19 protein-coding genes and 1 pseudogene are annotated in these 23,324 nt (G+C 63.6%); 12 read left to right on the top strand and 8 right to left on the bottom strand.

The features are described 5' to 3' along the window. Positions 1-903 precede the first annotated feature (903 nt). Positions 904-1,398, top strand: a complete 495-nt coding sequence (locus AB4074_RS21105) for an FBP domain-containing protein (RefSeq protein WP_441415145.1) — start codon at positions 904-906, stop codon at positions 1,396-1,398. A 113-nt stretch (positions 1,399-1,511) separates the two neighbouring features. Here the strand turns inward: AB4074_RS21105 and AB4074_RS21110 are convergent, their stop codons facing one another. The 3 genes and pseudogenes from AB4074_RS21110 to AB4074_RS21120 form a co-directional block, all read right to left on the bottom strand. Then, a complete protein-coding gene (locus tag AB4074_RS21110) occupies positions 1,512-4,988 on the bottom strand; it encodes an ATP-binding protein (RefSeq protein ID WP_441415146.1) in 3,477 nt (1,158 codons plus the stop codon). A gap of 218 nt (positions 4,989-5,206) precedes the next feature. Then, positions 5,207-6,112: pseudogene (locus AB4074_RS21115) on the bottom strand (DUF4194 domain-containing protein); the annotation flags it as partial. Next, positions 6,105-7,562, bottom strand: coding sequence for a DUF3375 family protein (locus AB4074_RS21120; protein ID WP_441415147.1), 1,458 nt, complete (start codon positions 7,560-7,562; stop codon positions 6,105-6,107). The gene AB4074_RS21120 and the pseudogene AB4074_RS21115, both read right to left, overlap by 8 nt. A 245-nt stretch (positions 7,563-7,807) precedes the next feature. Between AB4074_RS21120 and AB4074_RS21125 the strand changes: the two genes are divergently transcribed. Further along, positions 7,808-8,110 carry a hypothetical protein gene (locus AB4074_RS21125; RefSeq protein WP_437771706.1) on the top strand — a complete coding sequence of 101 codons (303 nt, stop codon included), beginning with the start codon at positions 7,808-7,810 and terminating at the stop codon, positions 8,108-8,110. A 64-nt stretch (positions 8,111-8,174) separates the two neighbouring features. After that, positions 8,175-10,127 (top strand): acyl-CoA dehydrogenase family protein, encoded by a 1,953-nt coding sequence (locus AB4074_RS21130; RefSeq protein ID WP_441415148.1) that lies wholly within the window; start codon positions 8,175-8,177, stop codon positions 10,125-10,127. Here AB4074_RS21130 and AB4074_RS21135 read toward each other — a convergent pair. Beyond that, positions 10,124-10,528: a YchJ family protein gene (locus AB4074_RS21135; protein ID WP_441415149.1), complete on the bottom strand. Its 405-nt coding sequence runs from the start codon at positions 10,526-10,528 to the stop codon at positions 10,124-10,126. The genes AB4074_RS21130 and AB4074_RS21135 overlap by 4 nt on opposite strands. 192 nt (positions 10,529-10,720) lie before the next feature. Here AB4074_RS21135 and AB4074_RS21140 point away from each other — a divergent pair, with 192 nt between their 5' ends. Beyond that, positions 10,721-11,482 carry a hypothetical protein gene (locus AB4074_RS21140; RefSeq protein WP_441415150.1) on the top strand — a complete coding sequence of 254 codons (762 nt, stop codon included), beginning with the start codon at positions 10,721-10,723 and terminating at the stop codon, positions 11,480-11,482. Positions 11,483-11,581: 99 nt separating this feature from the next. Here AB4074_RS21140 and AB4074_RS21145 read toward each other — a convergent pair whose 3' ends face one another. Next, entirely contained in the window at positions 11,582-12,073 is a 492-nt protein-coding gene (locus tag AB4074_RS21145; RefSeq protein WP_441415151.1) for a flavin reductase family protein, read from the bottom strand. A gap of 244 nt (positions 12,074-12,317) precedes the next feature. On the opposite strand from AB4074_RS21145, the gene AB4074_RS21150 reads away from it, so the two are divergent. From AB4074_RS21150 to AB4074_RS21160, 3 genes are all read left to right on the top strand, one after another. Then, a complete protein-coding gene (locus AB4074_RS21150) occupies positions 12,318-13,352 on the top strand; it encodes an aldo/keto reductase (protein WP_441415152.1) in 1,035 nt (344 codons plus the stop codon). A gap of 54 nt (positions 13,353-13,406) precedes the next feature. After that, positions 13,407-13,802: an RNA-binding S4 domain-containing protein gene (locus AB4074_RS21155; RefSeq protein ID WP_441415153.1), complete on the top strand. Its 396-nt coding sequence runs from the start codon at positions 13,407-13,409 to the stop codon at positions 13,800-13,802. Positions 13,803-13,942: 140 nt separating this feature from the next. Beyond that, positions 13,943-14,560 (top strand): uracil-DNA glycosylase, encoded by a 618-nt coding sequence (locus AB4074_RS21160; protein ID WP_059388685.1) that lies wholly within the window; start codon positions 13,943-13,945, stop codon positions 14,558-14,560. An 8-nt stretch (positions 14,561-14,568) separates the two neighbouring features. Here AB4074_RS21160 and AB4074_RS21165 read toward each other — a convergent pair whose 3' ends face one another. Then, positions 14,569-15,588 carry a glycosyltransferase family 4 protein gene (locus AB4074_RS21165; protein WP_441415154.1) on the bottom strand — a complete coding sequence of 340 codons (1,020 nt, stop codon included), beginning with the start codon at positions 15,586-15,588 and terminating at the stop codon, positions 14,569-14,571. Between the two features lie 132 nt (positions 15,589-15,720). Here AB4074_RS21165 and AB4074_RS21170 point away from each other — a divergent pair, with 132 nt between their 5' ends. After that, on the top strand, positions 15,721-16,227 hold the full coding sequence (locus tag AB4074_RS21170; RefSeq protein WP_441415155.1) for a hypothetical protein: 507 nt from the start codon (positions 15,721-15,723) through the stop codon (positions 16,225-16,227). A gap of 3 nt (positions 16,228-16,230) precedes the next feature. On the opposite strand, the gene AB4074_RS21175 is transcribed toward AB4074_RS21170, so the two are convergent. Both AB4074_RS21175 and AB4074_RS21180 read right to left on the bottom strand, forming a co-directional pair. Continuing rightward, a complete protein-coding gene (locus AB4074_RS21175) occupies positions 16,231-16,854 on the bottom strand; it encodes a hypothetical protein (RefSeq protein ID WP_441415156.1) in 624 nt (207 codons plus the stop codon). 62 nt (positions 16,855-16,916) lie between these two features. Beyond that, positions 16,917-18,068, bottom strand: coding sequence for a Fic family protein (locus AB4074_RS21180; RefSeq protein WP_441415157.1), 1,152 nt, complete (start codon positions 18,066-18,068; stop codon positions 16,917-16,919). Between the two features lie 188 nt (positions 18,069-18,256). On the opposite strand from AB4074_RS21180, the gene AB4074_RS21185 reads away from it, so the two are divergent. The 4 genes from AB4074_RS21185 to AB4074_RS21200 all read left to right on the top strand — a co-directional run bounded on the left by AB4074_RS21185 (position 18,257) and on the right by AB4074_RS21200 (position 23,230). Further along, positions 18,257-19,063, top strand: a complete 807-nt coding sequence (locus tag AB4074_RS21185) for a FadR/GntR family transcriptional regulator (RefSeq protein WP_441415158.1) — start codon at positions 18,257-18,259, stop codon at positions 19,061-19,063. 20 nt (positions 19,064-19,083) lie between these two features. Then, on the top strand, positions 19,084-20,109 hold the full coding sequence (locus AB4074_RS21190; protein WP_441415168.1) for an asparaginase: 1,026 nt from the start codon (positions 19,084-19,086) through the stop codon (positions 20,107-20,109). A 55-nt stretch (positions 20,110-20,164) separates the two neighbouring features. Then, positions 20,165-21,589: an aspartate ammonia-lyase gene (locus tag AB4074_RS21195; protein ID WP_441415159.1), complete on the top strand. Its 1,425-nt coding sequence runs from the start codon at positions 20,165-20,167 to the stop codon at positions 21,587-21,589. Between the two features lie 123 nt (positions 21,590-21,712). Then, on the top strand, positions 21,713-23,230 hold the full coding sequence (locus AB4074_RS21200) for an amino acid permease (protein WP_441415160.1): 1,518 nt from the start codon (positions 21,713-21,715) through the stop codon (positions 23,228-23,230). The last annotated feature ends 94 nt before the right edge of the window (positions 23,231-23,324 follow it).

A 23,324-nucleotide genomic window follows, 5' to 3' on the forward strand; every position in this document is an offset into this window, starting at 1 on the left:
CCACCAGGACTACTACGAACGACACCGAGGAAGATTCCGCCAACGACCCACCACACCGGCCCCCGCCACACACGCCGGGATCAACCTCCCCCAGAACAAAACACCCCAAAAACCAGCCCAGTGACTCCACACAGCTTGACAACTTTCGGCCGGCTCACCTATGAGGCCTTTGGCCCAAACGCCGGCTCACCTGAGGTGAGCCGGCGTTCCGGCTTTTGGCCGCATATGTGAGCGAGCGTCGGCGAAAAGGACGGTATATGTGAGCGAGCGTCGGGGTTGAGCCGGTCGAGCAAGCGGTGAGGGACAGTGCGACGGCGGCAAAGGCTGCGGTCGCTGCGCCTGCGGTCTTCAACAGGGCACGGCGTGAGGGGCGGGAAGCCACGAGACTCCTTAGGTAAGTGACGCAAACCTAAGTAGGGTTAGTCTACCCTTCATGTAATTACGAAACGTTTGCGTCGCGTAATTAATTCACGCCCTGCCGGCCCCCAACCCTCGCTCACCTATCCGGGCCATACGGCCGCAGCGTCGACAGGAAACGCCCCAAACGCGATCGTGCGTCGGGCCCGCGGGGACTAAAACGCACGGGATCTTTGGACACCGAGGGCGGCGTTTGCAAAGATGACAGGGGTTGATTCAACGAACCGCGTCAGGGCCGCGAAAGCGGCGAAGATCGAGAGGATGAGCATGCGCACTGCACACGTTGGCGCTGCCATGGTTGGCGAGGTGGCCGTGTTGGCCTACTTTGCATCTCCCTCTGCGTCGGCCATCCCGCTCGGCGGCCAGGGAAACTAGCCCCACCGCCCCGCACGAGAAGCACACGAAGGGTTCCTTTGCTGTGCCCCTGATCGCCGGACGCCAGCGTCCTTCCTCTTCGGAGCCCAAACGATCTGAAAGAACTTCGCCGTGCAGAAAATCACCACTGAACAAATCCGTTCCTCTTTCATCAATGCGAGCCGCTCGGAGGCCGCCAAACTCAACCTCCCGAAGGATTTCGGTTCCCTCGACTGGGACAACCTCGAATTCCTTGGCTGGCGCGACGAAAAGATGCCGATGCGGGGCTACCTCGTCCTTCCGAACGATGGTGCCCTCACTGGCATCATGCTGCGCGCGCCCGAGGGAGGCTCCGGTAAGAAGCGTTCGGTTCTTTGCGAGCTGTGCCGCGACGTGTTTTCCAAAGACGATGTCTATCTTTGGGTTGCCAAGCGCGCAGGCCAATCGGGTCGCGACGGCAACACCGTGGGGACGTTGATCTGCGCAGAATTCGGCTGCTGCGCCAACGTCCGCAAGGAGCCCCCAGCGAATGAGATCAATCCGGACCCGGCCGCCGTCGTCGTTCGCCAAATCGCCGGACTGCAGTCACGGTCCGCCCAGTTCCTGGGGCGGGTCCAAGGAAAGTAGCCGCCTCGGCGGCGGACGCGCGCTCGCTTTTAGTGAGCGAGCGTCCGCCGAAAGCGGCACATACGTGAGCGAGCGTCGGCCGAAAGCGGCACATATGTGAGCGGGCGTCGGGGCTAGCGGAGCACGATGTCCACGGGGTTGGCTTCGGAACGCCATTCGCCGGGCATGCCCGGGCCGCCGATGACGGGAGCCGTGAGCACGCCGGAACGGTTGGTTCGTTTGTCGCGCAGGATTTCCGTGACGGAACCAAGGTGCCGGGAGAGGTCGATGACGTTTTCGGGCGCGGCCAGCAACAGCTGGAAGCCGAACTCGTGCAGGGCCTTGATGCCTGCACCGGCGAACTCCTCCGAGGCCAGGACGAACGCCTCGTCCATCATCACTGTTCCGTAGGTCGTGAAACCCTGCTCGGCGATGCCCAACTGGTAGCTCAGGGCCGCTGCCATGATGAACGCCGTGAATCGCTGCCGCTCGCCGCCGGACATCGATCCGGTGTCAGCGTGCATGTACACCTCAGTCTTCTTGCCACCCCGCGGGCCTTGGATGGAGCGGTGCTCCTTGCACAGGATGAACAGATGTCCGCGGACATCCAGCACCTCGGCTCGCCACCGCCGGTCCTCGGGGGTCTGCGAACCGAGCCGCTTGACCAGGGTTTCGAGCGACTTGTAGCGGTTGGTGAGTTCGACTTCGTCGTCCGCCTCGGGCGGGGCACCGGCGCCCGAAGATGCGCCGGCCGCGCGGGACGGACGTGTGTGGCGCGTCTTCAACGCGTTGTGGATGGCGTCCTTGAACTGCTTCGCGGTGGCGGGCAGCGTCTGCTTGATGTCGAGTTCCAGGAAGCTGCCCTCGTGGAAATTGACCTCTGACAGGATGCCGTTGAGGGGCAGGATGCGGCTCGTGATGGCTCGGCGTTCCTCGTCGAGCAGGTGGAGCAGTGTGCTGAACGATTCGTGCGTGCGCTGGTTAAAGAACTGCCGGAATTCGGCCTCCTGCGCGGGCAGGCCTTCACTGACGATCTGGTGATAGCGGGACTCGAACTCCCCCGCGGCGCCGATCGAGGTGCCGTGGTCCGCGGAAATGGCGGTGCCCCATTCGCGCACGAATCCTTCGAACATGCGCGTCAGCCGCTCGGCCAATGCCTGCCCGCCCGACTCGGCGGCGTGCAGTTCCGCCAGAAGCTTGCTCCGGACTTCGGCAGCCAGTGTGTCGAGTTCGTGGAGCTCGCTCACCCCGCCGAATGCGCTGAAGTACGGTTCGAGGGCAGTGACAGTAGCGCCCGACGGCGGCGCCTGGTCAAGGCGGTTGCGCGCAGCATCCAGAAGGGCGTCAGCCGTGGTCATCTGGTGGTCGAGCGTTTTGTACTCGCTCTGCAACACCGCCGCCGAGCCTGTGGAGAACTGGTGCTTTTCGCGCACGGCCTCGATGTTTGCGCGCAAAGGTTCCAAGTCGGCCTGCGCTGCCAAGGCATCCTTGAGCCGCTGTTCGATCTTCGCGAGCTCCTCGGCCGCCACTGCTGCAGAGACCTGTTCCCACCCCCGCTCGTCGTCGGCGATGCGGCGCAACGCTTCGAGCTGGCGCGTCATGCCTTGGTGGGAATCCTCGCGGCTTTGGGCGAGTTCCGCGGCCTTCAGAAGCTCATTTTCGAGCTCGCCGACCTTCGCCGCCACGAGCTCCAGCTTGGAAGCATTGTCGAAACCGAGAACGTAGTCCTGCCGGCTCGTGAAGCGATCGTCCTTCTCGACTGTGTGCCTGTTGCGCTTGACCACTCCGCCCAGGCTCAGGCCCTTGTCCAGCTGGGCGAGCTCGTCGGGGTCTTCCACGCACGGGTAGGCGAAATCGAGGGCGATCCGCTCGCGGATCCACTCAGCTGCCTCTGCGACGGAGTCGCCCCTCGCCCCCAACGTGAGGATGTTCAGCTTCGTCAACAGGTCGCCGTCGGACACGTCCTCCACAGCCAAAGCGCCGCCCGCGAGCGGTTTGGAAACATCCACTGCCCGCAGCGCTCCGCGGACGGTGTTGTCGTTCAGGTAGCGCGTGACGGCGGCAAAGTGCTCGCCGGGAACCAGCAGCGTCGTTGCGAGGTTACGCAAGGCGCGCTCGGCCGCGGGCCGCCACTGTTCCTCCCCCTCGGCGAGGTCGATCAGCTCGCCTCCAAAGGGCATACGGTCCTCCGGAACGCCGGTGGCTGCGGCGATCGCGGCGCGGTTTTCAATGCTCGACGGTGGCAGAAGGGACTTGCGCGTCTTCAGCGAGACGAGCTCCTGCTGGGCTGCGGCGAGCTCACGTTTCTTGGTGGCGTGGCCGTCGAATGCTTCGAAGCGGAGTTCCCTCAGCGCTTCGGAATCGTCCTTGAGTTCGGCCGAGCGGCTCGCGGCCTGCTCGTGGGCCTGCTCCCAACCGTCAGCCGTCCACTCAAGGTTGAGTCCGGCGTCGGCCAATGCTTGGCGGGCCGCTTCCTCGACCTGCTGGCGGAGCTTGAGGCCGACCCGGGCATTTTCGAGCGACTGCTCGATCGCCGAAATCGCGTTCCCGCCCTGGTTGTTGTAATCCGATTCGAGCTGGCGAAGCTCCTTGGCGAGCGCGTCCCGGACACCCCGCTCAGTGCTGAGCTCCTTTGCTTTCGACTGGGCAAGGTCCTTGAACCGGGCCAAGGTCTTTGCATGGACCGTGACCGAGAGCTGCTGCTTGTAGGCGTCGAATTCCTCGCCGCTAAGCTCCCGGAGCCGGTTGGCCTTCAGCAGCGACTGGGCATACTCCTTGTTCATCCCGGGAACGGGGGCGAGCTGATCGCGCTGCTGGCGGACGTCCTCCAGCCGCTGCCTGATGGACATGAGGTTGCTGAATTCCTCGACGACGTCGTCCGCAGCAGTGAGCGTGGCGGGCGCGTCGAGCACCTGGTCGCGGAAGAACGTGTTGACGCTGCCGCCGAGCCCCTTACCGGCCTGGATCACGCGCAAAAGCGGGAGCGCCTGGTCCGAATTGATGCCGAGAAGCCGGCGGAAACGCTCCGCAAAGGCCTTGTGGACATCGAAGATCTGGGCGTCCGGGAAGATGGTCTCCAGCGCGCCCTTGGTGAAGCGCTTCTCCGCGATACCCTCGATCTCCCCAAGATCCAGAGGCTTGTTGTCAATCACGTAGAACCGGCCGACGCTGGACTCAGTGCCGTTCTTGGGCAGGTCAAAGAGGGCCGAAATAGTGATCTTGGTGCCGGCCGCGTTGTCGAACGTCAGCGCGACGGCGGACCAGGTGGCACCGGGGCGCTGGAAGGCACTCGCCGAGCCCTCGCCCACGGCCTTGTCGCCCACTTTTCCACGCATGTACGTAAACGTGGTCCTCTTGTCCTCCACAGCCCCGCCGGCCCGCTGTGCCGCAGCCTCGTTGGAGCGCGGACGGGCATCGAAGACGCGCAGCATGGCATCGAACAGCGTCGACTTGCCGACGCCCGAATTGCCCGTAAGCAGCGTGCCGTTGCGGTCCACGTGCATCGTGTGGGCGCCATGGAACGTGCCCCAATTGACTACCTGGACCAAGGCGAGGCGCATCTGGCCCGGGTTCGTGAGTTCGCCGATCGGAAGCATCGTCGCTATGGTCATTTGGCCGCCTCCCTAGTGGTCTTCGCTATTGTGGTCGCCTTTGCCCCCGCAGCCGATGCCGCCCCCGCCCCTTCGCCGGACGGCACTGCTGCAAGCAGCAGGCCGTCCGGCTCCGACAGCGGCAGTGGCCTTCCCAACACTCGCAAGCTCGCGTCGGGGCCCTCGGCCAGTGCCTTAGATGCCACTCCCCGGGCGGCATCGGCTGCTGCGGCGAGGGTGTCGGCGCCTAATGCGTCATCCACGTCGGACTCAGCGACGTTGGGGTTGGGGTCGTCGCCGTCGTCGTCCGGTTCTGTTAGTTCTATGAGGGGTTCCGTGCCTGATTCGTCGGCTGCTACTGCGATCAGTGCCTCGATTTGGGCCGGGATGTCGCCGATGTTTTCGAAGGGGAGGGCCAGGGGGAGCGCTCTGGAGATCGCGAAGGTGTCGTCGATGCCTGTGGCGAGGAGGAGTTGGCGGGCAAGGAGCTTCGTGACCGTGCGGTTGACGACGTCGGTGTCACGGAGGGCATCTTGTTGGCCGGATGGCTGGTAGTGCGCCACGAGTTCGGCGATTTCTTCGCGAGTGATCACCGGGTCGTTCTGGGCCGTGACATGGCGGTCGAGGAGGAGCCTCAGACGCAGAAGCACAATGGTTTCCACCCGGCTCAACGCGCGTTGCTGGCGAAGGATGCTTGAGCGGGTGCTGCCTCCGATGGCTTCGGGATCGACGGGTCGGAGCACCGCGATCTTGCGTTCGTGGTCGAGTTGCAGGTTCAGGAAGAGCTCGGAAAGCCGGCTGCGGAGGATCACTTGGTTGTCGAGAAGGGTGGTCCAGAGCTTTTCGTCGCGGCCGCCGTCGACATAGGGGCCCTTGAGCAGCCGTACGAGGGCCTGGCGGACCTTCATAGGCAGGACGCCGGTGTCGCCCGGGAACAGCGCCGCGCCGTCGACGAACGTGTCGCGGGGCGTGACCCGGAACGGATCCGGGTGGACATGTCCATCCTGCGAAGCCGATGACGCCGCAGTTTCCGCCGTCGAGGAATGCGCATGTCCGTCCTGCGAAGCCTCGGACTGGACATGCTGCGTTATGTCCACTCCTTGCTCCGAAGAGGGGGCATGCTCGGTGGGGTGGGCGTCAGTCATCGGAATCCTTAGTCAGGGTCACGAGCGGCAGGTACGCGGTGCGTGTGCTGCCATCGATTTGTTCGAAGTCGATGTTTTCCCAGGCTGCCCGGTCGAACGCCGCGCCGCCGTGCAGCGCTTCGGACAGCAGTGCCCGGACAGTGTTGATGTGCCGTTCATCCTCCGGGAGGTTCGCCCAAGCCCCCGCCAGCGTGGAGGCGCCCGCCATGGCGGAGCGGACGAGGTCGGGCCTTGCCTTCGCGGAGCGCAGCGAACGGACCCGGTCCGAATCGCTGAACGCGATGGGGTCGGCGAGCTTTGGAGGCGCCGCGAACTCATCCGGATCGAAGAGTTTGACCATGGCGAGCGATTCAAATCCCGCATTGAACAACATCGGGCCGCGGACCAGGCCGGGACGGTCGCGTTCGTAGGGCATGGACCGGATAGCCTGTTCGGCTTCGCGCAGGACCTGCCGGAGCCGGACAGACTGGCGGATGTCATCGCTCTGGATGTAGTTGTTCAGGCTTTCGGACAGCCGGCCGTAGATGCGTTGGATCTGGCTGTGCTGGGTACGCAATTCCGCCACGAGGTTCTTAAGGGTTTCCCTGTCCTCCTGGCTGAGGTCGTCTGCGAATTGGCGGCTCAGCACGTCACCGATCGCCGAACGGAAGCGCAACTGTTGCTGCGGGTCCTCGAGGAACGCCGTGAATGAGCGGAACGTGCGCCCTTCGGGACTCTGGCGCAAGCGTTTGTCTGCCTCCAGGACCTGCGCCATGGTGGCACCCTTGCTGAGCGATTCCTCGATGACCTGGTTGCGGAGCTCGCCTACCAATTCTTCGATGCGGTCACGCATCTTCTTGTAGTCGGCAGGCAGGCTCGCCGCAAGGTCCAGGATGTTCCCGGCCGCTTCGACGGCTTCCACATCGTCCAAAAGACCGTCGAAGTCGCCCGAGCTGATGTCCTCGATCAACTGCTGACGCTCCTGGATCTCCTCTTCAAGGGATTCCAAACGGGCGCTTTGGTCCGGGTTCGTCTCGTTGGCGAGCTTTTCGACGTCGCCGAGCAACGTCCCGAGCCGGGAACCGTTGAGGGTGGAGCGTTCGCTGGACAGGCTGTCCAGGAAAGCCAGGACGCGCGCGGCGGCCTCGGTGATTTCGTAGACGATCTGGCCCGACTGGCTGCGCCGGGTCAGGAACTGCTTGCGGGTCCATTCGTCGGCAAATGCCTTGCCGCTCCCCTGGCCGCCCAGCCCGGGATCCTGCCTGCGGAGCTGCTCCAGGAAAGCGTCGACGTCGGCATGGAACTCTTCGAGCGGAAGCTGCGGCCTTGTCCGGGTGAAGGATGCCTGGAGCACCGCGATGACCCAAGGAGCCGAGCGTGTGAGGGCCCACGCGGGGCCTTTGGTCAGGAGTTCGAGGTCCCTGAGCCGCGCACTGATGGCATCGGCTGAGGACATTGCTGAGCGGGACACTTACTCTCCTTCAGCTGCCGCGGAACCTTCTGGCAGCGGAAATCCCGGAAACTGCCCCGTACAAGGTTAACGCAGGGTGCACCGCAACCCTTCCGTGATCTACCTGCCGGTATGGTTTCGATCGCGTATCAACAGGCCCCGCGCCGGTGTTGTTGCTGGCTGAACCATTGATTCCGCCCCTAGTGTCGACACCAACGACGTCGACGCTCCGACGTCGGCTTTGGCAGCGTTGCGGAGGGGACCCAATGCAGTTCGACTTGACGACCTTAGACAGCAGCAGTTATGTCTTCGCGGGAACATTAATCCTTGGCCTGGTTTTGGCAGCCTTCATCGCGGTAGCGGCCATGGCCGCGCTTGCGTTGGTCGGAGCCGGGAGCCTCGCCTGGTACACCTTGAAGAACGTGCTGGGCGGGCTGGTCCACGGCATCAATTTTGCGTGGGACCAGCTTGTCCACCAGGCCGGAAAAGTGGAACTGCCGGTGGAATTCCCGGCGCAAACCGCCCCTAGCACAGGTACCTACCCGCGGGTAGCATTGAGGGACAGCTAAAGGGTCCCCCACCCGAGGCGGATCCTGGGCTCGAACCGGCACAACCGGCAAGAGGAGTCCTCCCATGACCTCCGCCACTGACAACAAAAGCAACGGCGTCACTGCCGCAGAAGCCCGCGCCGTCGCCGAGGCCGCACGCGACACCGAATGGAACCGTCCGAGTTTCGCCAAGGGACTGTATTTGGGAGACTTCGATCTGGGGCTGATCCATCCCTGGCCCCAGGCAAGAGCCGAAGACATCGAGCGCGGCGAAGAGTTCATGGCGAAGCTGACGGAGTTCTGCGGCACCATGTCCGGCCGGGCCATCGAACGCGATGCCGAAATCCCGGACGAATACCTCGCAGGACTCACCGAATTAGGCGTTTTCGGCATGAAGATTCCGCGCGAGTACGGCGGCTTGGGCCTGTCGCTGGTCTACTACGGCAGGGCGTTGGCGCTGCTGGGATCAGTCCATCCGAGCCTTGGGGCGTTGCTTTCGGCACACCAGTCGATCGGGGTCCCGGAGCCGGTCAAAGTCTTTGGGACCCCCGAACAAAAGCAAGAGTACTTGCCGCGTTGCGCGGCCGGCGCCATCACAGCCTTCTTGCTGACAGAGCCCGACGTCGGCAGCGACCCTGCGCGGATGGGCTGCACCGCAGTGCCAAGCGACGACGGCGAGTCTTACCTTTTGGACGGCGTCAAACTTTGGACCACCAACGGCGTGATCGCCGAACTGGTAGTGGTCATGGCGGTTGTTCCTGCCCGCACCGCCCCCGACGGCACGGCACTCAAGGGCGGGATCACAGCCTTCGTCGTGGAAATGGACTCCCCCGGCATTACCGTGGAGAACCGCAACGCCTTCATGGGCCTGCGCGGCATCGAGAACGGCGTGACCCGGTTCCACCAAGTCCGCGTACCGGCAGCCAACCGGCTGGGCCGCGAAGGCCAGGGACTCAAGATCGCGCTCACCACGCTCAACACCGGCAGGCTCTCCATCCCCGGCCTATGCGTGGCTGCGGGCAAATGGTCGTTGAAGATCGCCCGCGAATGGTCCAACGCCCGCACCCAATGGGGCCGGCCGGTCGGAAAACATGAGGCCGTCGGCAAGAAGATCGCCTTCATCGCCGCCACCACCTTTGCCCTTGAAGCTGTTTTTGAACTGTCTGCCGAGATGGCCGATGCCGGCCAGAAGGATGTGCGGATCGAGGCGGCGCTGGCCAAGCTGTGGTCCACTGAACTCAGCTACACCGTGGCTGATGAGTTGGTGCAGATCCGGGGCGGCCGTGGCTTTGAGACGGCGGATTCCTTGGAGGCCCGCGGGGAGCGCGCGGTGGCCGCCGAGCAGTTGCTGAGGGACATGCGCATTAACCGGATCTTCGAAGGCTCGTCCGAGATCATGCGCCTGCTCATCGCCCGAGAAGCCGTCGATGCCCACCTGTCAGCCGCGGGCGAGCTTGCCTCCGCGGACGCAACCTTGCAGGAGAAGGCGCGTGCCGCCGTCGGCGCCTCTGGTTTCTACGCCAAATGGCTCCCTAAGCTTGTGGCCGGAGCCGGCATGGACCCCCGGTCCTACGGTGAGTTCGGGCGCCTCGCTAAGCAACTGAGGTATGTGGAGCGGGCTTCGCGCCGGCTCGCCCGCCAGACGTTCTACGGCATGGGCCGATGGCAGGCGAGGCTCGAATACAAACAAGCGTTCCTCGGCCGGATCGTGGATATCGGGGCCGAGTTGTTTGCCATGGCAGCGTGCTGTTCACGGGCCGAGATGCTGCTGCAGACCGCACCGGAGCAAGGCGCGGCGGCGTACGAGCTCGCCGAGGCCTACTGCGAACAGGCGCGGATTCGCGTGGACGGATACTTCGATCAGTTGTGGCGGAACACCGACGACATCGATCACGAGTTGTCCTCGAACGTGCTCGCGGGCGACTACGCCTGGCTTGAGGCCGGAATCCTGGACCAATCCGAAGGAACGGGTCCATGGATCGCCGACGCCACCCCGGGTGCGTCGTCGAAGGAGAGCCTGCACCGGAAGTACCGCTAGCCGACGTCGCCGTCGAGGTAGTACCAGCGCCTGTCGATCCGCAGGAAGCGGCTGTTTTCGCGCTGGACGCCGCGTTCGCCGTCGGAACGGTAGTGCGCCGCGAACTCGACCGTCCCTTCGGTGTCCAAGGGGCCACCTCGGTGCGTCGCCAGGATGTCCAGCCGGCGCCATTCAATGTCCGGGTCCAGGTCCAGCGTGGCAGGCCTGGTTTCCGGGTGCCACGTGCGCAGAAGATAATCGCCGTCAAGGACCACAAAGGCCGAGTAGCGCGAACGCATGAGCTGTTCTGCCGTGGGCGCGTCGGCGTCTCCGCGGTGGAAGCGTCCACAGCACTCGGTGTACTGCTCTCCGGACAAACAAGGGCAAGCGCCTAGTCGGAGGCGGGCCGGATCGAGTGGCATTGGAGCCCTATCTGGAAGAGAAGGTGAGAGCTAGGCAACAAATTTTGTCACAGCAGATAACAGCTTCGAAACAACCTCGGCGAGCCGGAGTTTGGCGGATGATTCATTAACATTTCGCCCTTAGGCTAGATGACATGCCCGCAGACCTACGGTTGCGGCGTCCACCCCACAACTCTGGCTCGAGGAGGCTACGTGGAGGATCCAACAACACTTGGCCTCAATCTGACTTTTTTTGGAACGCTCGGGTTGGCTTTGCTGATGTTCCTTGGTTTGGCCTTCCTGATGGTTGTCACCTTGGTGCTGGCCGGCGTCGCGAAGCTGGTTTGGATCATCCTGCTCGCGATGGTGGGGATCTTCCCGAAGCGCGATGCCGTGCCGGTGGTGCACTTGCCCCCAAGGCCTCGGCGCGCCCCCGTCCCGTCGTCGGATTCCGAGGAATCGATGGTGGAAGACGCCTTGCTGGGCGCCGAGCCATCCTTTCCCCGGAAACCGCGTCCTGGAATCTTTGAGACCACAAGGTTGCTGTGGTCTGCGTGGTGGTCTGCTGTCCGGAACGTCCCATGGAAGTCGCTGGTTAACCCACGGACGTGGCCCAAGCCCGTCCAGATCAAGGACGGAATCGCGGCCACGGCCACCGCTGTAGCCACAACCCAGGCGAAGGAACATCCTTTTGTGGTCGCGATAAAGCTTGATCCTCCGGCGCTGAACAGCGAGTGGGCCGCCGCCGTCGCCGAGGCAGACGCCAGGGCGGCAGCACGCGAAGCTGAACGGGCGCAGAAAGCGTCAGGCGATGAAGAAGCGCCAGCCTCTGACAAGGAACCCGTTGAAGGGAACGCCGCGGAGTCGCCCGAGACTGCCGCGGCGGTCCGCGAACACCGGGGAGACCCCCATGGCGGCAAGCCTGTCTCTTCCGGCCGCGTGACAGCCTCTGCCGGTGCCCGCCCCCGGGCATAGCGCCCGTAGTCCCCGGCTGACCCAACTAACTCGCATTTGTTGTCGTTTTGGCGCCCGATAACGACACCTACTGCGAGTTAGTTGGGGCCGCGCCCAGCCTCAGGCGGCCAGTTGCCTGAACCCGGCCCCGTGGTAGATGAGGGGCTCGGCGTCGTGGTTGATCTCTACGGACTTCACTTCGAGGACGACGATCGCGTGGTCGCCCGCGGGGGTTTCGGAGACCACTTCGCATTCAAGCACGAGCGCCGCGCCGTCGATCAGCACCGCACCTGCGTCGCTCGTCGAGGTCGCAAGGCCCTCGAATCGGTCCTTGGTCCGAGAGGAGAGCTGCAGGCACACGGCTTCCTGGCCTTGGGCCAGGATGGAAACACCCAGACGAGGGGCGCGCCGGAGTTTGGGCCACGTGGTGGAGGAATTCTGCACCGCGAACATGACCAGCGGTGGTTCGAGCGAGACTCCGACTGTGAAGCTCGATGCCACCAGGGCCTCCGGTGCGAAGCCGACCATGGCACTGAAAGCCGCCACGCCTGAGGGAAATTGCGCGAACGCCTGCTTGATCGAAGCGGCTCCATCCACCGTTGCCTGGGTCATGGCGGGTTCCTTTCTCTGTAGTTTCGTGCCTGCCTTCTACTAATTCACCGGAAGCCAATAACGGCAATATTTGTGTATTCGCGTGTCGATTCAAGTCAATTCATAATTCGTCATGCGCTGTTTTCATTACCCCGCAATACGAAAAGCGAAGAATTTGTACGTTTTTCGAGTGCCCCGGCCACGGCATGTGTAGCGTCGTGTCAATCCATTGCACAGCCTTGATTCTTCACGGAGGAAGCCGGAGATGAGCCTCGACGAGCTTCGAACCCTGGGACGCACAGGCGCCCTGATCAGCCCCCTCACCTTGGGAACCCTCAACCTCGGGACGGGCTCGGCGCCCACAGGCGCCGAAGAAAGCATCCGCATTATCCATGCGGCCCTGGACGCCGGCATCACGAGTGTCGATACCGCCGACATCTATTCCCAGGGCGAGGCAGAGGCTATTGTCGGCCGCGCCCTGCATGGCAGGCGGGATGACGTTTTCCTTTCCACCAAGTTCCACGGACAAATGGGGTCGAATCCCGCGCATGCAGGCAATTCCCGGCGTTGGATCATGAAAGCGGTGGAAGGCAGCCTGCACCGCTTGCAGACGGACCGGATCGACCTCTACCAAGCGCACCGTCCGGACTACAACACCGACGTCCTGGAAACGATCACGGCCCTCAACGACCTCATCCGGCAGGGCAAGATCCTCTACTACGGAACGTCGGTGTTCACGCCGTCGCAGCTTGTGGAGGCACAGTGGATCGCCACCACGAACCACCTCATACCGCCGGTGGTGGATCAAGTGCCCTATTCCTTGCTGGTCCGTGCGAATGAGCGCGACGTCTTCGCGATCACCCAGCAGTACAACCTTGGCGTGCTCAGTTATGGACCGCTCGACGGCGGCTGGCTCTCCGGAAACTACCGCGTGGGAGTCCCCCAGCCCGCAAGCTCCCGCGCGTCGGCCGTTCCCGGGCGCTTCGATGTCTCGGCACCTTTCAACAGGAACAAACTCCTGGCGGCCGACGCCTTGGCCCGCGTCGCCGAACGGCATGGACTCACCCTTATCCAGCTTGCTGTCGGCTTCGCCCTGAATCACCCGGCCGTCAGCAGCGTGGTTATCGGTCCACGCACGGAGGACCATCTGGTCGATTACCTCAAGGCCGCGGATGTTGTCCTCAACGAAGCCGTCCTGGATGCCATTGACGAAATCGTGGCGCCCGGCACCAACTTCCTGGAGCGCGACGCGGGGACCGTCGTCCCGCACCTTGAATACGCGGAACTTCGACGCCGGTAATCGGCTTCGTGGACAACAGCCCAGGCCGCGCGCCGACTATACTCGTTCGCAATCATGACTAGCCTTCCGACTTCCGCCCAAGCATCAAAAACCGGCAATGTGCGCATTGACGCCTGGCTGTGGGCTATCCGCGCTTACAAGACCCGCTCCGCAGCGACGACCGCTTGCAGGGCGGGACACGTGCGAATCAACGGGAACCCGGTCAAGGCCTCGCAGTCCGTGATTATCGGCGACACCATCCGTGTACGGCAGCCCGGCTTCGAGCGCATCCTTGAGGTCCGCAGGCTCATTGCAAAGAGGGTAGGGGCCGAAGCTGCGTCCCACTGCTTTACCGACCGCACTCCGGAGCGCCCCGCCGCGCCAGCCCTCGGGCTGCCGCAGCGCGATCGCGGCGCAGGACGGCCTACCAAGAAGGACCGGCGCGATATGCAGAAACTGAAGGGACAGTAGCCCGCGGAAAAGCAGGACGGGAAGCTCGCTGCAAGGCCCGGCGTCGAGCAGTTTTGTCCCTCGGCTCTGCAGGAGCGTGAGCGACGCGTAAAGTGACAAGAGACGCCGATTCTGGACGCCGCGCTGCCGAAGGAGAGAACGTGACCATTGACTGGGACGAAAAAAGGGCTTTGCTACAGGAGCCCAACATTGCTGCGGTGACGCAGCTGTGCGACGAACTGATGGCCAAAAGGCCCGGTTCCACCGTGCCTTACATCGATCCGGTGCATGACGAAGATGAGTGCCGGATCGTCACCCTCCAGACCAGCCCGGGGCGGGCTCCCACCTCGGGTTTCGTATCGCACCTGAACGACGACGACGCCGCCCGACGTGCGCAGCTGATCTATGACTCAGCCGACTTGGACGTCCGCTATGTCATGCCGTGGAACTGCTACCCTTGGGTCCGCGACCCGGAACTGCCGCCGGCACTGAGCGCACAGGAGAAGACCGACGGTCTCCGCCCGTTCCGCCAGTTCCTCAAGATCAACAAGCGGGTTTCCGCCGTCGTCGCTCACGGCGCGGAGGCCGCCGCTTTCCTGGCACTCTTTGAGAAGACCTACCACTCGCCGCTCCGGCAGCACGGGATCAAGGTCTACAAGGCCAGCGCGCTCGGTGGACGGGCATTTGCCTTGTCCGAGGCGAAGCAGCAGGAACTCCTGGCCAAGAACATCGAAACCTACAGGGACGCGATGCAGCGGGCAGGCATCCAGCACCTCTAGGGAAGCCCTTACGTCGCCGTAACGGCGCGAAGGACCTCCCGTGCCGTGTCTTCCCATCGCGGCAACACACTGCTGGCTGCCTCGGCTGCTGCCCGCCATCCCTCCCGCAGGGCAGGGTCGCCGAGCCATCTCCGAAGGAGCTTCTCCAACGATCCGATTCCTGCCGTGAGATCGATCGCTTCACCGGCACCGTGGGCGCCGAGCGCTTCGACGGCGCCGGTTCCCTTGCGCACGACTACCGGTATGCCGTGAGCCAGGGATTCCTGGACCACCATGCCGAAGGACTCCGAGTGTGAGATCAACAGACTGAGTTCAGCACGGAGCCACTGCTCTTCCAAGGCCGGGCCGGAAAGCTCACCTGTGGTTTCCACCCGCTTTCCAAGTCCATTCCGGAGGATACGCTCCCGCACGGCGGCGGCGTAGGAGGGGTCTGCTTTTGTGGACCCCACGAGCGCCGCGGTCCACGCCAGGTCCTTGATCCGGGCCAGCGCGTCGACGAAGAAGATCTGGTCCTTATTGGGGAGTAAGGCGCCCACCATCATGAAATGCGGTGCCGCCGCAGCGCCTCGTCGACTTGGGCGTTTTTTCGATGGGCGATCTACACCGGGGGTCGCCAGGTGCACGTTGCTCAGGCCTAAGCTTCTGGCTGCATCGGCGGAACGGGAACCAGTGCAGATAAGACCCGTCGCTGTGCGGAGCGCGCTCGTTTCCACTGGATCCTCGCCGGAAGGGGGCACGTGAAGCAACACCCAAACGTGGTGCCCTGTAGCGGTCGCTGTCTCGATTTCCATAGGCGCGCCCGTGGCGATCAGGCCATCGACAATGTAGATGGACTGATCGCCTCCGGAAAGTGCGTCGGCAAAGCTGCTCAGGTCTGAGGCACTCCCCGAAGGCCAGTCGCCGTCGAGCTTGCAGACCGAGACCTCTGCGCCCTGGGCGCGGAGGGCTTCAGCCAGCCTCGCGTTGTAGATGTTTCCCCCGGAACGATGGCGCACATTTGCGGGCAAAATCATATGGATCTTGACCACGGGTAGTCCTCCATCACGCTGCTCGTTTGGCCTCACGGTCCTCAGACCATGGTGTTGACCATATAGCCCGTCCAGCTTGCGGGGAAGGCGAACTACATGCCCGCTGCTCTGCATCGGCTGTAGATTGTGGGCATGGGACAGACTTCTTCAGACCGTCGGGATGTGTTCGCTGACCGGCTCTTGGGTGTCGCGGAGTTCACCCACGCACACTGGTTCTTCGGCAATCTCTATGAGGCGCTCGTCAAAATCCCGGACCGGGTCGCGGCCTCGGAAGCGAGCCCCGGACTCCCTCGAACCCCCTTTGGGGCGGGAAGCCCCGGGCGCTACTACGCACCGATCGCACCGCTCAGTGCCCCTGCCGCCGTCGCAGCCCTGATCACCGGGTGGAAGCATTCCGGCAGCAGACCTTGGTTGATAGTGGGTGCCGCCAGCTCCATCACGGGCGCGGCCGCTACGGCCTACCTGCTTCGATCCGTCAACCCCAAGCTGTTCTTCAGCCCCCAGCCGCTCGACGAGACGCGCCGCAATCCGCTGTTGAAGCGGTGGTACAAGGTGCACGCCCTCAGGATCACAGCCAGCGCCGTTGCCCTGGCCGCCATCCGCCAGGCCCGGACGCTCCGGCTCAGAAGCCACGGATAGCCCTCAGCCGGGACCGCTATCCCGGAGGACGTGGCGGTTCCTGATCCGCGATTCGCCGAAATCAATTCCCACCTGGCCAATCTCCCACGGTCCGCGGCCCCCGCGCATCGGCCTGCCCACAGCCACATGGGGTACCCAGTGAGGCGAACGGAATCCAAGGGCAGGGGAGCTGAGGATGAAGTCGTCGATGTTGTCGACCAGCAGTTCATCCAGGAGTTCATGAAGGGCGTGCACGAGGGAGACCTGATAGTCGCGCACCGAGGCGGGCACATCCACTTCCAGCCCGCACACTCCGCCGCTGCCTAGGACGATCAGCCGCTCGGCACTACCGGAGAAGGCATCCAGCACCGGCAGGGCTTCAAGCCACGCGATGGTCTTGAGCAGGGCGGACTCGGCGCTTGTGTTGCCTTTGGTCCAATCGGCCACGTCCCGGCAAAAGTCATCCAGGACGCCCAAGTGCAACAGCGTCATGTGCAATCCCCGCGGCCTGCGCAAGGCAAACACGTACCGCGCCAACTGCTCATAGTCCGAAGGCTCAGCCCCGACACCGAGGACCGGCACCTCCACCGTGATGGGCGGTGCTACCGGTGTCGTTGAATCCCATCCCCCGCGCGGACGGTTGGCCATGGATGTAATTATGCTCCGGCAGCAGTTGGTTCGCCTCAGGAATGCCGGTTCGACCGACTGGCCTATCGAGTGTCTCTCAGTATCTGAGGCAGGAATCCCATCTGGTCGAGGCGCCATGTCAGCAACGGTGTCAATTCACTCGGTACCAGGCGCAGGCGGTAAGTCCTCCTACCGTCGCCAATCGGATCGATGACGCCTCGATCAAGGAGCTTCCGGATGTTCTGGCTACGCGTTGCAGCCGAACCCGGGAAAGCGGATTCAAGGTCGGCGGCTTTCGCTTCCCCCTTCTTCGCGACGATGAACAGGGCGCTTGCTTCATTCGCCGTAAACCGAGCTGTCTGCAGTCCTCTTCGCAGAGCGGGCAGTAGAAGTTCTTCCGTGACGAAACCCTGAGTCCCCAACATCGAAAGTTTCCTCATGTCAGCCAGGAGTCCCTCCAAAACATAGGTAGACCACCGGACGAGCGCCGCAGGCTCTAGCGAATCCGCGTCCTCGAGACGTTCGTAGTAGAGACCTCTGTTCTGGCCAAAGACGGCAGTGGGGTTCAGCCCGCGGTAGCCGGCGGCGTCGGAGAACCCATGCCGCCTCATCGCCGCGTACGTGAGCAGTCTTCCAACGCGCCCGTTTCCGTTCCCAAATGGATGAATCCATACGAAGCGGTGGTGGGCCAAAGCGATTTTCAACAGTTCAAAGTTCTGCTCGACATCTGCGTTGATGAAATCCAGGAGTGAAGTCATGTCACCGTGGACATCACCCGGAGCGGGCGGGCGATGGGCAGATCCGCTGATGGTGACATCGCTCAGCCGGTATGCGCCAGGCGTACGATCGCCCTCACGCTCAAGCCCTTCAACCGATATTCGATGGATTTCCCGAACAAGTCCGTGTGTCAGCGTGGTTCCCGGGCTCACCGTTGCATCGATGAAGGCCGTTGCTTGTTGCAGCTGGACGATCTCTTTAACACCATCATTTGACTGCACATCGCCATAGCGATCGGCCCGTTCCACGCCCGCCACGGCGTCGACAATCGATGTGCGGTTTCCCTCGATACGCGCGCTCATGATGTTCGACATCAGCTGGAAGAGGTCCTTCAACTGCGAAAAGATCGCAGGATGCGTCGTTCCGTCGCCCATGTCGCTACGAATCCGTTCAAGCTCAATGATGGCCTTGGCCAGCGGGGAACTGAACAGGAAGTCGGGAAACTCGATGGGCTTCATCGCATCAGGATTTTCGCCAGGGTATTCATAACAATTAAGACTATGCCCCGCTGTGCCCCTAGAAATCAACCCACTCGCCGCCATGAGAGCGTCAGACAATTAAATCTGGGGCATTCAGCATTTAATTCGAGGGCTCACCGAGCAAGCCAACATTGACACCACCCTGTGACCCGTGCCATATTCATAGAGTGAACCTGTCAGACAGCCGGACAGCCGGACAGGCCGCCACTGGACAGCCAGCCGTCAGCCAGAAAGCTGCGGCTGACCAGCGCACCGCCACAAGCGGCGCCGTCCCCCGGCCGGCCCAAGTGGCGCGGCCATCAAGCTCCCGGCCCCTCGCCCGCTTCAGTGCAGCGGAAGCCGTGTTCAGCGCCATCCGCCAGGACATCGAAGGCGGAACCGTGGAAGTGGGGGCCAAACTCAGCTCTGAAGCCACCTTGGCCACACAGTACGGCGTGAGCCGCTCGGTCATACGTGAGGCGCTCCGCTCGTGCACAGCGCTCGGGCTGACGGTGACCAAGACCGGCAAAGGCACGTTCGTCGTAGCGGACCGGGTGGCCAATGACCTCACACTCGGCCAGTACTCGGCACGGGACCTCAACGAGGCCCGCCCGCATATCGAAGTCCCGGCAGCCGGCCTTGCGGCGAAGCGCCGCAGCCCGGAAGACCTTGAACACCTCAAGGAAATCGTGGATTCAATGGCAGCCGAGACCGACCCTGAGACCTGGGTCAGCCTCGACGCCAGTTTCCATTCTGCCATCGCCCGCGCAAGCGGCAACAAGGTCTTCGAAAGCGTTGTCGCAGACATCCGCGAAGCCCTGGCCCATCAATCCGAAACCTTGAACATGGTGGCCGACCGCCAGCATGTTTCAGACGATGAACACCTCCGCATCGTCGAAGCCATCGAAGCCGGCGACGCCCCCGCCGCCGAAGCCGCAATGGCAGACCATCTCAGCGCCGTCAGCGTTGCGTTGGACACCATCCTCAGCAAATGATCCACCAACTGAAGGAATTCATGCCCACCCCGCATGCAACGCGCACCGCTATGCCCGCCACCACCCCGGCAGCAGCGAATCCAACCACCCCACGCCACGTCCCCCTCGCGGAACAGACCCGCGACGGCTTGGTCGAGAGCATCCACTACGGCTCCCTTATCGCCGTCGGGCCGGACGGCGAAACGCTCCTCGAAGCGGGCGAACCCGACGCCGCGTTCTACCCACGGTCCTCCCTCAAACCGCTGCAGGCGGTCGCCATGGTCCGTGCGGGACTCAAGCTTCCGGAGAACCTCCTCGCCCTCACCGCGGCAAGCCACTCCGGCGCCGCGATGCATCTCGACGGCGCCGCTCGCATCCTCGAAATGCACGGCCTGGACCAAAGCGCGTTGGAAAACAGCACCGACCTCCCTTACGGCACCGCCGAGCGCGAAGAATGGCTCCGCGCCGGCGGCACACCCACCCAGTTCGCACAGAACTGTTCCGGAAAGCACGCTTCCATGGCCGCCACGTGCGTGATCAACGGCTGGCCGGTCCATGGGTACCTGCATCCCGAACATCCCCTCCAAATGCTGGTGAAGGACACCATCACCGAACTCACGGGCGAAGACGCAGCGGCCATCAGCACCGACGGTTGCGGCACCCCGCTCTTTGCCCACAGCCTGCACGGCATGGCCCGGGCCTATGGCCGTATAGCCGCGGCGGAAAACACGGAAGCAGAAGGCCAGGTAGCCCACGCCATGCGCGCCTTCCCCGAGATGGTGGCCGGCGAGGGTCGCGACGTCACAGCGATCATGCGTACGGTACCGGGGCTGCTCGCCAAGGACGGCTTCGAAGGCCTCCAGCTCATCGGCCTGCGGGACGGCACCGGCATCGCCATCAAGATTTCCGACGGCGGCGACCGCGCCCGCATGCCCGTCACCGTCCGCGTCCTTGAGGAACTAGGGCTCGACGGCGGCCAGCTCGCCACGCTCGCCAGCGCGCCCGTGTTGGGCGGCGGCCATCCTGTTGGCGTGCTCCGTGCCGCGAACTTCCTCGCATCCAACTGACTTCGACTGAGTCCAACTGACGTAGCCAAACAAGCACAAAGACCAAAGGACAGCAATGACATCTGCCGTGCACTCCACGACAATTCCAGGGTTCCGCTCCGAACACGATCTCCTCGGGGACCGCGACGTCCCTGCTGATGCCTACTGGGGCGTGCACACGCTGCGTGCCATCGAGAACTTCCCCATCACCGGCCACCCGCTGGCCAGCAACGCCAACCTCGTCAAGGGCCTCGCCGCAGTCAAGCTCGCCGCCGCCCGCACCAACCGCGAGCTCGGCCTCCTGGACGACGAACGGGCGGACGCCATCGAGCAGGCCTGCCAGGACATCTTGGACGGCAAGCTCCACGAGCAGTTCATGGTGGACGTCATCCAGGGCGGTGCTGGCACCAGCTCCAACATGAACGCCAACGAGGTCATCGCAAACCGGGCCCTTGAAATCCTTGGCCACCCCAAGGGCGACTACGCCAGGCTGCACCCGAACGACCACGTCAACTTGAGCCAGTCCACCAACGACGTCTATCCCACCGCCGTCAACCTGGCCACCATTTTCTCGGTCCAGGGCCTTCTTTCGGCTCTTCAGGAACTCCAGGTCGCGTTCGCGGAAAAGGGCGAGGAATTTCGCACCGTGGTCAAGATGGGCCGCACGCAGTTGCAGGACGCCGTCCCCATGACCCTCGGCCAGGAATTCGGCGGTTACGCCGTGACTGTGGGCGAGGACCGGGCTCGACTGGCCGAGTCCCAGCTGCTCATCCACGAGATCAACCTTGGCGCCACTGCCATCGGAACCGGCCTGAACGCCCCCGTCGGATACGCCGCAGCAGCCTGCAGGCACTTGGCCGAGATCACCGGCCTGCCCCTGGTCACGTCGGTCGACCTCATCGAGGCCACCCAGGACGTGGGTGCGTTCGTCCACCTCTCGGGCGTGCTCAAGCGCGTCGCCGTCAAGCTTTCCAAGATTTGCAACGATCTCCGCTTGCTGTCCTCCGGACCGCGTGCGGGACTGGGCGAGATCAACCTCCCGGCTGTGCAGTCGGGATCGTCCATCATGCCAGGCAAGATCAATCCGGTGATCCCGGAAGTGGTCAGCCAAGTGGCGTATGAAGTCATCGGCAACGATGTCACTGTCACCATGGCAGCCGAAGCCGGACAGCTCCAGCTGAACGCCTTCGAGCCGATTATCGTCCACAGCCTCCACAAGAGCATCTCCCACCTGGAAGCCGCGTGCCGCACACTCACGTCGCGCTGCATCCGGGGCATCACCGCGAACACCGAACACCTGCGCCTCACGGTAGAGCAGTCGATCGGACTCGTCACGGCACTCAATCCGCACATCGGCTACGCCTCCGCCACGGCCATCGCGCAAGAAGCGCTGGCAAGGGGCAAGGGCGTCGCCGAGCTCGTTCTCGAACACGGCTTGCTGACCTCGGAGCAGCTCGATGAGCTCCTCCGCCCCGAACGCCTGGCCAACCTCAGCAACTAGGCTGAGCCGCGCAAGACGACCGATGACGGCGGCCCCCACCAGCCGCCGTCGGGCCTGAACGCGCGAAAATACAGGCCGGACGGCGAGATCCGGACCCCCAACAGGACACCCCTAAGGATTCCCATGACCAATGCACCCATCACGGACCACACGGTCCCGCCACAGGCGCACGCCACTGAAAAGCTCCTCCACGCCGAGGACAAGGGCTATCACAAGAGCCTGAAGCCGCGTCAGATCCAGATGATCGCAATTGGCGGCGCCATCGGCACCGGCCTGTTCCTGGGTGCCGGCGGCCGCCTCAACGCTGCGGGCCCCTCCCTCGTCATCGCGTATGCGGTCTGCGGCTTCTTTGCCTTCCTGATCCTGCGCGCCCTCGGCGAACTCGTGCTGCACCGCCCGTCGTCGGGCTCCTTCGTCTCCTACGCCCGCGAGTTCTTCGGCGAGAAGGCTGCGTTCGTTTCCGGTTGGTTCTACTGGATCAACTGGGCCACCACCACCATCGTCGACACCACCGCCGCGGCCCTCTACATGAACTTTTTCGGCAAATATGTCCCTTGGATCGGCGTCGTCCCGCAGTGGGCCTGGGCACTTATCGCGCTTCTGGTGGTGCTTTGCCTGAACTTGGTCTCGGTCAAGGTCTTCGGCGAAATGGAGTTCTACTTCGCCCTGATCAAGGTGGCTGCCCTGGCGGCGTTCCTGGTGATCGGCACGTACTTCGTCATCTTCGGCACGCCGGTACCGGGCCAGGAAGTGGGCTTCAGCCTCCTCGCGGACCACGGCGGGATCTTCCCCACCGGCATGCTGCCCATGATCATGCTCATGCAGGGCGTGCTGTTCGCCTACGCCTCGATCGAGCTCGTGGGGACCGCCGCGGGTGAAACGGAGAACCCCGAGAAGATCATGCCCAAGGCCATCAACTCCGTGGTCTTCCGCATCGCCGTCTTCTACGTGGGTTCCGTCATCCTGCTGGCGCTGCTGCTGCCGTACACCTCCTACGTCAAGGGTGTCAGCCCGTTTGTGACCTTCTTCGGCCACATCGGCGTGCAGGGCGTGGACGTGATCATGAACCTCGTGGTCCTCACGGCGGCGCTCTCGTCCCTGAATGCCGGACTGTACTCCACCGGCCGCATCCTGCGCTCCATGTCCGTGGCCGGTTCGGCTCCGAAGTTCGCCCAGCGCATGAACAAGGCCGGTGTCCCCTACGGCGGCATCGCCATCACCGCCGGTGTCTCCTTGCTCGGTGTTCCGCTGAACTACCTGGTCCCGGCCGACGCCTTCGAGATCGTCCTCAACGTCGCTTCCGTAGGAATCATCGTCACCTGGGCAACCATCGTCCTGTGCCAGATGCAGCTCAAGCGCTGGGCGGACAAGGGCTGGCTGAAGCGTCCGTCCTTCCGGATGTTCGGCGCCCCCTACACTGGCTACCTTTCGCTGTTGTTCCTGGTGGGCGTGCTGGTGATGGTGTTCATCGACTCCCCGCTCACCATGCTGGTCACGGCCATCGCCTGTGCGCTCATTGTGGTTGGCTGGTACCTGTGCCGCAAGCAAATCCACGAACTCGCCGCGGCCCGCGACGGCTTCACGGGCAGCTCTCCTGTGATCGCCAACCTTCCGGTTGCCGGTTCAGAGAACAAGATCTAGCCCTTCAGTACTGAGTGCCCGACGGCGGCACCTGCGGTTCCGTTCGCGCGGAACCTCAGGTGCCGCCGTCGTGCGTTGAGTCCCCCAACTGACT

The organism is Arthrobacter sp. 2MCAF14, from assembly GCF_052115645.1.
Taxonomy (GTDB): domain Bacteria; phylum Actinomycetota; class Actinomycetes; order Actinomycetales; family Micrococcaceae; genus Arthrobacter.

Excerpts from the sequence above, each read along its gene's own strand:
- AB4074_RS21155 (WP_441415153.1), top strand. The coding sequence starts at position 13,407 with ATGACTAGCCTTCCGACTTCCGCCCAAGCATCAAAAACCGGCAATGTG.
- AB4074_RS21130 (WP_441415148.1), top strand. The coding sequence starts at position 8,175 with ATGACCTCCGCCACTGACAACAAAAGCAACGGCGTCACTGCCGCAGAA.
- AB4074_RS21195 (WP_441415159.1), top strand. The coding sequence starts at position 20,165 with ATGACATCTGCCGTGCACTCCACGACAATTCCAGGGTTCCGCTCCGAA.
- AB4074_RS21175 (WP_441415156.1), bottom strand. The coding sequence starts at position 16,854 with ATGGCCAACCGTCCGCGCGGGGGATGGGATTCAACGACACCGGTAGCA.
- AB4074_RS21150 (WP_441415152.1), top strand. The coding sequence starts at position 12,318 with ATGAGCCTCGACGAGCTTCGAACCCTGGGACGCACAGGCGCCCTGATC.
- AB4074_RS21110 (WP_441415146.1), bottom strand. The coding sequence starts at position 4,988 with ATGACCATAGCGACGATGCTTCCGATCGGCGAACTCACGAACCCGGGC.
- AB4074_RS21145 (WP_441415151.1), bottom strand. The coding sequence starts at position 12,073 with ATGACCCAGGCAACGGTGGATGGAGCCGCTTCGATCAAGCAGGCGTTC.
- AB4074_RS21200 (WP_441415160.1), top strand. The coding sequence starts at position 21,713 with ATGACCAATGCACCCATCACGGACCACACGGTCCCGCCACAGGCGCAC.
- AB4074_RS21125 (WP_437771706.1), top strand. The coding sequence starts at position 7,808 with ATGCAGTTCGACTTGACGACCTTAGACAGCAGCAGTTATGTCTTCGCG.
- AB4074_RS21180 (WP_441415157.1), bottom strand. The coding sequence starts at position 18,068 with ATGAAGCCCATCGAGTTTCCCGACTTCCTGTTCAGTTCCCCGCTGGCC.
- AB4074_RS21190 (WP_441415168.1), top strand. The coding sequence starts at position 19,084 with ATGCCCACCCCGCATGCAACGCGCACCGCTATGCCCGCCACCACCCCG.
- AB4074_RS21135 (WP_441415149.1), bottom strand. The coding sequence starts at position 10,528 with ATGCCACTCGATCCGGCCCGCCTCCGACTAGGCGCTTGCCCTTGTTTG.
- AB4074_RS21170 (WP_441415155.1), top strand. The coding sequence starts at position 15,721 with ATGGGACAGACTTCTTCAGACCGTCGGGATGTGTTCGCTGACCGGCTC.